Here is a 12366-nt window from a genome sequence, read left to right on the forward strand (position 1 = left end):
TGGGGAAATCTCTGCGCTCGATTGCGGGAAGGGGCGCGAAAGCGATGGCGGCGACGGCCGCCGTCCTCGCGCTGGCGGCGGCGCTTCTCGTGGCCTCGCCGGCGACGGAGAGCGCGCAGGCGGCGAACGGGGCGGACTTCCGGCCGGGGAACATCATCTCCGACGCGGTCTTCTACGACGGCGACAGCATGTCGACGAGTGCCATCCAGAGCTTCCTGAACGCCAGGCGGCCGTCCTGCGACACCGGCTACACCTGCCTCAAGTCGTACAGCGAGGCGTTCTCCTCGCGCTCCGCGGACTCCCGCTGCGGAGCGATCCAGGGTCAGACCATGAGCGCGGCGGGCATCCTGCAGGCCGTCGGCCGCGCCTGCGGCATCAACCCGCAGGTGCTCCTCGTGCTGCTCGAGAAGGAGCAGGGGCTCGTCACCGACGCCTCGCCCTCGGCGCGCCAGTACCGCAGCGCCACCGGCTTCGCCTGCCCGGACACGGCACCGTGCGACGCGCAGTACTACGGCTTCTTCAACCAGGTCTACAGCGCCGCCCGGCAGTACCGGGTCTACCAGGCGACCGCGTCCCAGTGGCGCTACCAGGCGGGCCGCACCAACACGATCCTCTACAACCCGGACTCCTCGTGCGGGTCGTCGCCGGTGTACATCGAGAACCAGGCCACGGCCGGCCTCTACATCTACACGCCCTACCAGCCGAACAGCGCGGCGCTCGGCAACATGTACGGGGTCGGCGACCGCTGCTCCGCCTATGGCAACCGCAACTTCTGGCGCCTGTTCACCGACTGGTTCGGCAGCACGCAGGGCGGCGGCGGTGGCGACTTCGTCCGCACCGCGACGGACGAGCGCCTCTGGCTGATCTCGGGCACCACCCGGTACTACGTGCCGAACGGCGAGGTGTTCGCGGCCCTGTCGAAGCTCGGCGGTCACCGCGTGGTCAGCGCCGATTACCTCGCCGGTTTCACGGTCGGCCCGAACGCGTCCGAGCTCGTGCGCGACCCCGCCTCGGGCGAGATCTCGCTCGTGCAGGAGGGTGCGCGGCACCGGTTCGCCTCGTGCGACCTCGTGGCGTTCTACGGGTTCAGCTGCGACAGGGCCATGGCGCTCACCCCGGGCCAGCTGGCCAAGTTCCCCCGTGGCGGCGAGATGACCCGTTACTTCCGGCTGCCCGGCGCGCCGGACGTTTACACGGTGCGGTCCGACGGGTCGAAGGCCGCGTTCACGACGGGTGACGCCCTCGTCGCCTACGCGGGCGGCTGGCCGTCCTACATGGCCGTCATGCGCGCGTCCGTCGCGGAGCGGTTCCGCACGAGCCACCCGCTGATGGAGCCGGCGACCCTGGTCAAGTCTCCGTCGAGGCCGCAGATCTACCTCGTCGACGGCTGGGACCGCAAGGTCCCCGTGAACAGCTTCGCGACGGCGGGGGAGCTCGGCATCTCCGGCTACACCGTGGAGCCGGCGGAGGTGATCGACGACTACCAGACGGCGAGCGAGTCGCTCAGCATGGGCATCCGCTGCGACGGCCAGACCTTCCTGGCCGCGAGCGGGCGCCGCATGGCGATCGCTAACCCGGCCGAGTACTCGCTCCGCGTCTCCGCGCTGTCCGGCGACACCTGCGCCCGGGTGCCCGCGGGTCAGACGATCCCCGGCTCGGTCTTCCTGAAGGCCGCGGACTCCCCGACGGTGTACGCGCTCCGCTACGGCGAGCTGCGGCGACTCGTCTCGCTCGACGCGCTGCTCTGGCTCACCGACGGCCGGTCGCCGGTCATCGCGCAGGTGTCGGGCGCGACGATCTCGGGGATCGCCAAGGGGACGGACATCCTTCCGCCGGCGACCCTGGTGCGCACGGTCTCCGACCCCCGCGTCTACCTGGTCGACGGGATGGACCGGAAGATCCCGATCTCGAACTTCGCGACCCCGGCCGAGTTCGGCGTCCGCGGGTACTCCACGGTGGAGAACTCGGCGCTCGCCGGCTACGCCACCGTCGCGGAGTCCGCATCCGCGGTGTGGTCCTGCCCCGGCGCCGGCCGGTACTTCGGTGCGGGCGGCGCCCTGTACCGCCTCTCCTCGGGAGCGGATCTCGGGCTGCGCGAGACGGCCCTGCGCGCCGACACCTGCGGCCGGCTGACGGTCGCCTCGACGTCGCCGCTCTCGCGGGTGTTCGTCAAGGCCGAGGGGCAGCCCACCGTGTACGTCATCGAGGGCGGGAAGCGCCGTGCGGCGAGCTCCTGGTCCGCGCTCGTGTCCCGCAACGGCGGCTCGGCACCGACGATCCTCACTATGTCGCGCGACGGCCTGGCCACCATCCCGGCCGGACAGGGGTTCTAGGGCCACCGACGCTCGAGCAACGGGCGGAGAACGGGGCGGTCGGCACGGTGTGCCGGCCGCCCCGTTCGCGTCCCGGTGCCGTCGGTCCGGTGCTATCCGGTCCGATGTGGTGCGGTTCGGTTCGGTGCGCTGCGGTCAGCCCGCGTCGCGGGCGCCGAAGGTGCGACGGTAGGTGGCGGGCGTCGTCTGCAGCACCTTGAGGAAGTGGTGCCGCATGACGGCCGCGGTGCCGAAGCCGGCCTTCGCCGCCACCGTCTCGAGGCCCTCGTCGCCCTGCTCGAGCAGCTGCTGGGCGCGGATGATGCGTTGGCGGTTCAGCCAGGCCGCCGGGGTCGTGCCCATGTCGGCGCGGAAGCGCCTGGCGAAGGTGCGGGACGACATGAGGGCTTTGCGGGCCAGCTGGTCGACCGTGAGGTCCTGATCGAGGTTCTCGAGCATCCAGTCGGTCACCCTGGCGAACGAGTCGCTTCGCACCGAGGGCACCGGGAACTCGATGTACTGGGACTGGCCGCCGTCGCGCTGGGGCGGCACGACCATCCGCCGGGCGATGACGTTGGTCGCGGCGGCGCCGAGCTCCTTGCGGACAATGTGCAGGGCCGCATCGATGCCGGCCGCGGTGCCGGCGCCCGTGACAACCTTCCGGTCCTCGACGAACAGCACGTCCGGATCCACGTCGGTCAGCGGGTACTCCCGGGCCAGTCGGTCGGTGTACATCCAGTGGGTGGTGCTGCGGCGGCCGTTCAGCACCCCGGCCTCGGCAAGCACGAAGGCGCCGCTGCAGACGCTGAGGATCCACGCGCCGCGCTGCTCCGCCTCGCGCACGACGCGGAGGATCTCGGGGTGCACCTCCTGGTCCAGGAACGCGGGCACCGCGATGAGGTCGGCGTCCTCGGCCGCCTCCAGCCCCTCGTGCACGACGATGTCGAAGCCGAGCTTCATCGGGATGGGCCCCGGCTCCGCCGCCACGATGTGGAAGTCGAACTGCGGTCCGCCCTGGTCGCTGCGGTCGATCCCGAAGACCTCGCAGAGCACGCCGAACTCGAACGGTGCCATGCCGGGGAGGGTGAGGCAGACGACCTTGCGCAGCATGCAGGCCTTCTTTCTATGGAGTGAGGACGGGAGGAACGCGCTGGCAGGAATATGCCGATGACTGACGAGTCTGCCACTCGTGGCAGACAGACACAAGATCATAGCGTTCCTGCCATGATGATTCTGCTCTCGATCGCCGCGCTGCTCGCGGTGATCATCGTCGTCCTCACGGTCGCGCAGGTCCTGCGAGACGGCTACGGCCACCCGAGCACCATCCCCGCCGATCGCCGCGTCCTGACCGAGGAGAGGGGTCCGCTGCTCCGATAGCCTTCCCTCATGGCTTGGTTGGTCACCGGCGGCGCCGGCTACATCGGTTCACACGTCGTCGAGGCGTTCCTCGACGCCGGACTCGAGGCGGTCGTGCTCGACGATCTGTCCAGCGGCCGCGAGGAGTTCGTGCCCGAGGGGGTGCCCTTCGTGCGCGGCACGCTGCTGGACCGCGACGTCGTGCGCGGCGCCTTCGAGCAGCACGAGATCTCCGGTGTGGTGCACATCGCCGGCTTCAAGTACGCGGGCGTGTCGGTCACGAAGCCGCTGCACACCTACCAGCAGAACGTGACCGCCATGGTGCTCCTGCTCGAGGAGATGCAGCGCGCCGGCGTCGACGCCGCCGTGTTCTCCTCGAGCGCCGCCGTGTACGGCACGCCGGACACGGACCTCGTGACCGAGGACACGCCGAAGAACCCGCAGTCGCCCTACGGCGAGTCCAAGCTCATCGGGGAGTGGCTGCTGCGCGACCAGGCGGTCGCCGCCGGCCTGCGCCACACGAGCCTGCGCTACTTCAACGTCGTCGGGTCCGGCTCCAGCCGGCTCTACGACGTGAGCCCGCACAACCTGTTCCCGCTCGTCTTCGAGGCGCTGCTCGGCGGTGGCGTCCCACGCATCAACGGCACGGACTACCCGACGCCCGACGGCACGTGCGTGCGCGACTACATCCACGTCGCGGACCTCGCGATCTCCCACGTCGCGGCGGCCCGCAGGCTGGACGCCCGGGAGCCGGTCGAGCCGGTCTACAACCTCGGCAGCGGTTCTGGCGTGTCCGTGGGCGAGATCATGACGGCCGTCGCCGAGGTGACCGGCATCGACTTCGAGCCCGAGGTCGGCCCGCGCCGCGCGGGGGACCCGGCGCGCATCGTGGCGTCCGGGGAGCTCGCGGCGCGCGACCTCGACTGGCGCATGCGGCACAGCCTCACCGACATGGTGCGCAGCGCGTGGGAGGCCAGGCGGAGCGCCGGCTGACCCGCTCCCAGCGCGATCGGGGCTTCCAGGGCGACGCCGTCGGCCGGCGGGCCGGCCGGATAACACCCGCATTGCAATTCCGACACGCCCGGCCTGTCTTGAACCCTCGATAACCACCTCAAGGTTTACGATGTGCGACTTGACGCGGGGGTAGTTACACCGATGTAATTATGGGGATGAACGCGGGCAAGTCGCTGGCCCGCGTCGTGGGGAGTTCGTGGTATGGCTGGTTCGGAATTCCGCTCGGGTGTCCCTGACGACTGGTTCGTCGACCCCGTCGATCTCGGCGTTCCCGGCGTCCGTCGCCCGGTTGCCGAGGACGACAACCCCCTGGCCTGGCAGGCGGACTCGCTCTGCGCCCAGACGGACCCCGAGGCCTTCTTCCCGGAGAAGGGCGGATCGACCCGCGACGCCAAGAAGATCTGCCAGTCCTGCGAGGTCCGGTCCCAGTGCCTCGAGTACGCGCTGGCGAACGACGAGCGCTTCGGCATCTGGGGCGGACTGTCCGAGCGGGAGCGCCGCAAGCTCCGCAAGCGCGCGGTCTGACCCGGGCGGGCCCCGCACGCGAAGCCGCCCGGCCCCGCGCCCGTTGTGAACTCGCCGGGTCGCCTGGGAGCCACGCAGGCAGCCCCGTCTAAAGTCGAAGCCGATGCGTCCCAGAGTCACTGCAATCCTCGTCGCTCGCGACGCGGCCTCGCACCTACCCCGAACCCTTGAGGCCCTCGCGGCGCAGACCCGCCCCGTCGACCGGCTCATCGCCGTCGACCTCGACTCCAGCGACTCGTCCGCCGACCTCATGGCGGCCTTCCCCTCCGTGCAGGTGCTATCCGCGCCGGGGACCCTGTCCTTCGGTCAGGCGATCGAGGCGGCCATCCGCGTTGCCGGTCAGCCCGAGTCGGATGACGAGTGGCTGTGGCTGCTTGCAGCCGACAACGCGCCGGACCCGGACGCGCTCGCCGCGCTCCTCGGGGCCGTCGAGGTCGCGCCATCCGTCGCCGTCGCCGGACCGAAGCAGATGTCCTGGGACGACCCGGCCTACATCCACGAGTTCGGCGAGACCATCACCACGCTCGGCGCCTCCGTGCCGATCATCGACGGCGAGCTCGATCAGGCCCAGCACGACAACCTGAGCGACGTGCTCGCCGTCGCGGCGGGCGGCATGCTCGTCCGGCACCGCCTGTGGCGACAGCTCGGCGGGTTCGACCCGGGCCTGCCCGCGGTGGACGACGCCCTCGACTTCTGCGTGCGGGTCCGGCTCGCCGGTCACCGCGTGCAGCTCGTGCCGTCCGCGCGCATCGCCTCGGCCGGGGAGCGCGCGCCCGGCACCGCGCACCTCGGCGCCCACACGCCGCGCCGCAGGCGGGTCCGCCTCGCCCGCACGGCCCAGCTGCACCGCAGGCTGGCATATGCCCCGGCGGTCATGGTCGTCGTCCACTGGCTCTCCCTGCTGCCGCTCGGGGTGCTCCGCGCCCTGCTGCAGATGGTGCGCAAGCACCCGACCGCCGCACCCGGGGAGGTCCGGGCGGCGCTCGCCGTCGCGTTCTCCGGCCGCAGCGTGCCCGCCGCCCGCCGCCGGATCGCGGACCACAAGACCGTCGGCTGGTCCGCCATCGCCCCCCTGCGGCAGCCCCTCACCGCGGGCAGGCGGCGCCGCATGCTGGCTCGCGAGCAGTACCGCGCCGCGCACGCCGTCCGCACGCACGGCATCGCGTTCTTCTCCACCGGCGGCGCCTGGGTCGTGCTCGGCGCGATCGTGCTCGCCGCCGTGCTCTTCGCCCCCCTTCTCGGCGCGACCGCGGTGCGGGGCGGTCCGTTGCTCCCGCTGAGCCCGACGGTGGGGGAGCTGTGGTCCCACGTGGGCTACGGCTACCGCGACACCGCCATCGGGCTCGTCGGTCCCGCCGATCCCTTCGCCGCCCTCCTCGCCGTGCTCGGCACGCTCACCTTCTGGGAGCCGTCGAGCAGCATCGTGTACCTCTTCCTCGCCGCCCTGCCGCTCGCCGCCCTCGGCGCCTGGTTCGCCGCGACCCGCCTCACCGCGCGTCCCTGGCTGCGCGCCCTGGCCGCCTTGCTGTGGGTGCTCGCGCCCTCCTTCCTCGTCGCGCTGCAGACCGGTCGGCTTTCCGCCGTGCTCGCCCACCTGATGCTGCCGTGGCTGTTCTTCGCCGGGCTGGCCGCCGCCCGCTCCTGGAGCGCTTCCGCCGCGACCGCTCTGCTGTTCGCCGCGATCGGCGCGGCCGCCCCCTCCCTCATCCCGCCGCTGCTCGTCGTCTGGCTGCTCGCCCTGGCCACCGGTGGCCGCCGGCTCCTGCACATCCTCGCCGTCCCCGTGCCGCTGGCCGCGCTGTTCGCTCCGCTCGTGTGGTTCCAGGCGAGCCGGGGCGACTGGCTCGCGCTGCTCGCCGATCCCGGCGTCCCCGTGGCGTTCCGGCCGGGCAGCAGCTGGTCGCTCGCCATCGGCTACCCCGCGGGCACGCCGGCTCACCTCGCCGACCTGCTCGCGGGCGTTGGCCTGGCCGGCGCGGACGGCGCCGCGCTCGGCACCGTGCTCATCGCGCCGCTCGTGCTGGTCGCCCTCGCCACCCTCCTGCTGCCCGGCGCCGCTCGCGGGATCGTTGGCCTGGTCATCGCCGTGCTCGGCTTCGCGACGGCCGTGCTCGTCAGCCGCGTCTTCGTGGCCTTCACCGGCTCCGACGCCGTCGCCGTGTGGCCGGGGTCCGCGCTCAGCCTCGCCTGGCTGGGTCTCGTCGGCGCCGCCATCGTCTCGCTCGGCGCCGTGCGCCGGGGCGCGATCGCGCCCGCTCTCGCCGCGGCTGTCGGCGCGCTCGTGCTCGTGCTGCCGGTCCTGCTCGCGCCCGTGCTCGGCACGTCCGTCGTCCGGGCGAGCGACGGCCGCACCCTTCCCGCCTTCGTCACCGCCGAGGCGGTCGCCCGGCCGGGCATCGGCACCCTCGTCCTCCGGCCGACTCGCGACGGTGGTCTCGCGGCCGAGCTGCAACGCGGATCCGGTGACACCCTCGACGAGCAGACGACCCTGACCTACACGGCCACGGAGGAGGGGCCCGGCGACCGGCGCCTCGGCCTGCTCGCCGTCAACCTCGGCTCGCGCAGCGGCCTGGACGCCTCCCCGGAGCTCGACGACCTCCGGGTGGGCTTCGTGCTGCTCGAGCCCGCCTCCTTCCTCGGCCGCTCCGACCCCCGCGCGGCCGACCAGGTCGAGGCTCGCGTCTCGGCCGCCCTCGACGAGAACCCGCTCCTCACCCGCGTCGGCGACACGTCCTCCGGGGTCCTCTGGCGATACCCCGCCGCGGACGAGCTGCCGGGGACCTGGCCGGAGGAGCCGGGCAACACCGACACCCCGATCGGCCTCGGCGTGCTCACGATGCAGGCGCTCGTGTTCGGGCTCACCCTGCTGCTCGCCATCCCGACCGGCGGCCTCGTGACCAGCGGGCGCCCGCTGCCCGAGGTGCGGCGGCGCACCGTCGACGCGGACACCCGCGCCGACGACGACGCGCCGCGGGCGGACGACGACAGCGTGCTCGACGTGTACGTCGACGAGCCGACCGGGCAGGCGCTCGAGCCGGAGGAGATCGGCGACATCCCGCAGGTCGACGACGTGCCGCCCGTTCTCGGGGTCCACCGGCCCGAGGTGACGAGCGGAACCGGGAGGGGGAACGATGACTGAGCACCCACGCCTGCGCCGCGGCGCCCGCATCGGCGGGGGCGTGCTGGGCCTCGCCGTGCTCGGCGGCGTCGTGGCCGCCGGGACGATCCTTCCCCTGCCCGCCGTCGACCGGACCCCGCCGTCCTCCCTCATCACGCCCGAGGCGACGGGTCAGCAGCGTCTCTGCCCGGGCGGCCTGATCGGCATCGGCGCCGGCGGCAGCGCCACCGCGACGTCCTTCCTCGCGTCCCCGAGCGCCACCGCGGGCACCTCCACGGGGGAGGGCCCCGGGGTGAACCGCATCGCCGTGCCGGACGTCGCCTCCGAGGGCGGCCCCGACGGCTCGCCCTTCGTGCTCACCGCGCCCGGCACCGCCGAGGGCGATCCTCTGCTCCTCGCCGGCGGGCAGTCCCAGGTCGTGAACGCCGGTGAGAGCGTGGGCTTCTCGGCGACCGCCTGCGCCGAGGCCAGCAGCGACGGCTGGCTGGCCGCGGGCTCCACGGTCGTCGGCCGCACGAGCATCCTGCTCCTCAGCAACCCGTCGGCCGTCACGGCGACCGTCGACCTCACCATCTTCGGCGAGGAGGGGCCCGTCAGCGCGCCGGGTTCCGCGGGCATCTCCATCGTCGCCGGGGCGCAGCGCATCATCCCGCTCGCCGGCCTCGCCCCCGACATCGCGTCGCCCGTCGTGCGCGTGCAGAGCACGGGGGGACAGGTCGTCGCGGCGCTCCAGTCCAGCGTCGTCCGCGGCCTCGAGCCCGGTGGCGTCGAGCTCACGGGCCTCACGGCGGGACCCGGCCTCACCCAGGTGCTGCCCGGGCTGCGGGTGTCCGCGGCGGCCGGGGACGCGGCGGTCGACCCGGCTGCCCCGCCTGCTCCGCCCGAGGCCGGCGGCGACGCCGCCGCCGGGGGAACGCCGCCCGCGCCGGCCGAGGAGAGCGACGGATCGGACACCGAGACCGCGCTGCGGGTGTTCGTGCCCGGGAACGAGGACGCGGTGCTCACGATCGGCGTGCGCGCCGAGGCGGGGTCCGCGGGTGCGGGCCTGTCCTTCCCGTTCGAAGCGCCGGCCGGCCGCGTGACCGACATCCCCTTCACCGAGGACCTGGCCGAGGGCCTGTACACCGTGACCGTCGAGTCGACGGTGCCCGTCGTCGCGAGCGCGCGGTCGAGCACCGGCGGCGGCGCAAGCGCGGTGGACCTCGCCTGGTTCGTCGCGCCGTCCGGGCCCGTCTCCGGCGAGACCCTGGTGGCCGTACCGCAGGGCCCCGACCCCCGCGTGCACCTCCTCAACCTCGGGGACGCGCCTGTCCAGGCCGTTCTCACCCCCGCGACGCCCGCGGCGGAGGGTGCGGCGGAGATCGTCGTGGACGTGCCCGCGGGCGCGCCCGTGAGCGCCCCGGTGGTCGCGGGCACCGTGTACCGGCTGTCCTCGCCGGAGCCGCTGTTCGGATCCGTGACGTTCCTCGGCGACGGTCAGCTGTCGGCCTTCCCGATCAACCCCGGCAACCCCTCGGCCAGCCCGCTCCGCGTCTACCCGTAGGGGGGGCGCTCCCGTGCGCGTGTGCGCATGTGGGTGCGGGTGCGGGTGCGGCGAGCCTGCGATCCGCGGCGATCCTGCGATCCGCACATCGGCCGGGCGCCGGCGGACCGGTGAGGCGACGGCTAGAAGTGGCGGAACCGGTCCGGGGCGATGTCCCACGGGTCCTTGCCGAGCAGTTCGGCCACGGCCCGGAGCACGCAGCTCTCGATGAGCATGCGCAGGTGGATCTCGTCGTGGCGGTGCAGGCGCGCCAGCCGCTCGATGGGCAGGCGGTACAGCACGATCCGGCGCTGCTCGTGCGAGACGCTCCACCGGTCGATGCCGTCCGAGCCGCGCAGCGCGATGGGGAGCGCGCCGACCTCGAAGCGCACGTCGGCGAGCTCGTCCGGCCAGGCGCCGCGGAGGTACTCGGCGGTGGCCGCGACGGTCATCTCGAACAGGTCGATGCGGCTGCGCAGCATCGGCAGGTGGGGACCGGCGACGGAGGAGCGCATGCCGCGACCGTGCCGGTCGCGGAACGCTCCGCGGACGGGAGGGACGGCAGCGGTGACGCTGCGCCGGGGTCGGGCCATGACTCCATGGTAGGCGCGGCGGACGACACCGGCGTGCTCGGCGGTCCCGTCGGTGGGGCCGGGCGACCGCGGGAAGCACGGATGCGGGGGCGCCCCGCACGCCTTCCCGGGCGCGGGCGCATCCGTGGGTATGGTGGGGGAGAAATGATCAATCGGCCGTGCTCCCGCGTCGCCTGCGCCCACTACGCGACGACAACCCTCACCTACGTCTACGCCGATTCGATGGCCGTGCTCGGTCCGCTGAGCACCAAGGCCGAGCCGCACAGCTACGACCTGTGCGACAAGCACGCCGAGCGGCTGTCCGCGCCTCAGGGCTGGCAGATCGTGCGGCACGTCGTGATGGGTGATGTAGGTTTCGGAGCATGAAATCGGACCCCGTCGCGGACCTGAACGCCATCGTCAAGACCTATGACGTTCGGGGCCTCGTGGGGAAGACGCTCACCGAGGACATCGTCGAGGCGCTCGGCGCCGGCTTCGCCGACGAGCTGGGTGCCGCGGGCGCCGAGATCGTCGTGGGCCACGACATGCGCGACTCCTCGCCGGAGTTCTCCGCCGCGTTCTCGCGCGGCATCCGGGCGCGTGGCGCATCCGTCGTCGCCATCGGCCTCTGCTCGACGGACGAGACGTACTTCGCCTCGGGCCACCTCACCGCTCCCGCCGCCATGTTCACGGCGAGCCACAACCCCGCGACCTACAACGGCATCAAGTTCTCCCGCGCGGGCGCCCAGGGCATCAGCCTCGAGACCGGCCTCGCCGCGATTCGGGACCGGGCCGCGGCGTTCCTGACGGACGGCATCCCGACCGCTGAGACGCCGGGCACCGAGCGCCGGCTCGACGTGCTGGGCGACTACGCCGCGTACCTGCGCTCGCTCGTCGACCTGTCCGGCATCCGGCCCATCCGCGTGGTCGTGGATGCCGGCAACGGCATGGGCGGCCTCACCGTCCCGGCGGTGCTCGGCACAGAGGCCGGCCTGCCCGCGCTGCCCATCGAGATCGTGCCGATGTACTTCGAGCTCGACGGGACGTTCCCGAACCACGAGGCGAACCCGCTCGAGCCGAAGAACCTCGTCGACCTGCAGCGCGCGGTCGTCGAGCACGGCGCCGACCTCGGCCTCGCGTTCGACGGCGACGCGGACCGCTGCTTCGTCGTGGACGAGCGCGGCGAGGCGGTGACGCCGTCCGCGGTGGCCGCGATCGTCGCCCTGCGCGAGATCCAGCGCGAGCGGGCCAGCCACCCGGACGCCGAGATCACCGTGCTGCACAATCTCATCACCTCGAACATCGTCCCCGAGACGATCGAGGCCGCCGGGGCCACCGCGGTCCGCACGCGCGTGGGCCATTCACTCATCAAGGACCAGATGGCCGCGACCGGTGCCATCTTCGGCGGCGAGCACTCGGCCCACTACTACTTCCGCGACTTCTGGGGAGCGGACAACGGCATGCTCGCCGCGATGCACCTGCTGGCCGAGTTCGGCTCGCAGCCGGCGCCGCTGTCCCAGCTGTCCGCCCGCTTTACCCCGTACGCGCTGTCCGGCGAGATCAACTCGACCGTCGCGGACGTGCCGCAGGCCTACTCGCGCATCGTCGACGCCTACACCGGCATCGCGGAGTTCGACGAGTTCGACGGCCTCACCGTGACCGGCATCGTGCACGGGGACGAGCCGTTCTGGTGGTTCAGTGTCCGCCCCTCGAACACCGAGCCCCTGCTCCGGCTGAACGTCGAGGCGGGCTCGCGCGAGCAGATGGAGCGCGTCCGCGACGGCGTGCTCGCCCTCATCCGCGCCTGACCCGCGGCGGGTACGCCGGGGCGCACGCGTTGCGGTCCCGGTGACGCGAACGCGGCCCGCACTGTCCCCCAGCTTCTCGGCGGGACGCACGGTGCTGTCGCATGGGGCTCGATGAGTCGCGCGTGGAAGTTCTCCACAG

Annotated in this window: 10 protein-coding genes; 8 read left to right on the plus strand and 2 right to left on the minus strand. The window is 72.9% G+C overall.

What is annotated here, in order from left to right; genetic code table 11:
* Positions 1 to 44: 44 nt before the first annotated feature.
* Positions 45 to 2333 carry a LasA N-terminal domain-containing protein gene (locus DAI20_RS06845; protein WP_108249857.1) on the plus strand — a complete coding sequence of 763 codons (2289 nt, stop codon included), beginning with the start codon at positions 45 to 47 and terminating at the stop codon, positions 2331 to 2333.
* A gap of 135 nt (positions 2334 to 2468) precedes the next feature.
* Here the strand turns inward: DAI20_RS06845 and DAI20_RS06850 are convergent, their stop codons facing one another.
* Complete coding sequence (locus DAI20_RS06850; protein ID WP_108249858.1) at positions 2469 to 3422, minus strand: GlxA family transcriptional regulator; 954 nt, start codon at positions 3420 to 3422, stop codon at positions 2469 to 2471.
* A gap of 114 nt (positions 3423 to 3536) precedes the next feature.
* Here DAI20_RS06850 and DAI20_RS18445 point away from each other — a divergent pair, with 114 nt between their 5' ends.
* The 5 genes from DAI20_RS18445 to DAI20_RS06870 all read left to right on the plus strand — a co-directional run bounded on the left by DAI20_RS18445 (position 3537) and on the right by DAI20_RS06870 (position 9868).
* Complete coding sequence (locus DAI20_RS18445; protein WP_159084951.1) at positions 3537 to 3689, plus strand: hypothetical protein; 153 nt, start codon at positions 3537 to 3539, stop codon at positions 3687 to 3689.
* A gap of 9 nt (positions 3690 to 3698) precedes the next feature.
* Complete coding sequence (gene galE / locus DAI20_RS06855; protein ID WP_108249859.1) at positions 3699 to 4661, plus strand: UDP-glucose 4-epimerase GalE; 963 nt, start codon at positions 3699 to 3701, stop codon at positions 4659 to 4661.
* Positions 4662 to 4883: 222 nt separating this feature from the next.
* Complete coding sequence (locus DAI20_RS06860) at positions 4884 to 5207, plus strand: WhiB family transcriptional regulator (protein WP_108249860.1); 324 nt, start codon at positions 4884 to 4886, stop codon at positions 5205 to 5207.
* A 103-nt stretch (positions 5208 to 5310) separates the two neighbouring features.
* Complete coding sequence (locus DAI20_RS06865; protein WP_108249861.1) at positions 5311 to 8346, plus strand: glycosyltransferase family 2 protein; 3036 nt, start codon at positions 5311 to 5313, stop codon at positions 8344 to 8346.
* On the plus strand, positions 8339 to 9868 hold the full coding sequence (locus tag DAI20_RS06870; protein WP_108249862.1) for a DUF5719 family protein: 1530 nt from the start codon (positions 8339 to 8341) through the stop codon (positions 9866 to 9868). The genes DAI20_RS06865 and DAI20_RS06870 overlap by 8 nt, the downstream gene beginning before the upstream one ends.
* 122 nt (positions 9869 to 9990) lie before the next feature.
* On the opposite strand, the gene DAI20_RS06875 is transcribed toward DAI20_RS06870, so the two are convergent.
* Complete coding sequence (locus DAI20_RS06875; RefSeq protein ID WP_108249863.1) at positions 9991 to 10440, minus strand: metallopeptidase family protein; 450 nt, start codon at positions 10438 to 10440, stop codon at positions 9991 to 9993.
* 144 nt (positions 10441 to 10584) lie between these two features.
* Between DAI20_RS06875 and DAI20_RS06880 the strand changes: the two genes are divergently transcribed.
* Together DAI20_RS06880 and DAI20_RS06885 are read left to right on the plus strand one after the other, a co-directional pair.
* Positions 10585 to 10806, plus strand: a complete 222-nt coding sequence (locus tag DAI20_RS06880) for a DUF3499 family protein (RefSeq protein WP_108249864.1) — start codon at positions 10585 to 10587, stop codon at positions 10804 to 10806.
* Positions 10803 to 12227, plus strand: coding sequence for a phosphomannomutase/phosphoglucomutase (locus tag DAI20_RS06885; protein ID WP_108249865.1), 1425 nt, complete (start codon positions 10803 to 10805; stop codon positions 12225 to 12227). The genes DAI20_RS06880 and DAI20_RS06885 overlap by 4 nt, the downstream gene beginning before the upstream one ends.
* Positions 12228 to 12366 lie beyond the last annotated feature (139 nt).

The sequence above is a fragment of the Planctomonas deserti genome, assembly GCF_003067705.1.
In the GTDB taxonomy this organism is placed as follows: Bacteria; Actinomycetota; Actinomycetes; order Actinomycetales; family Microbacteriaceae; genus Planctomonas; species Planctomonas deserti.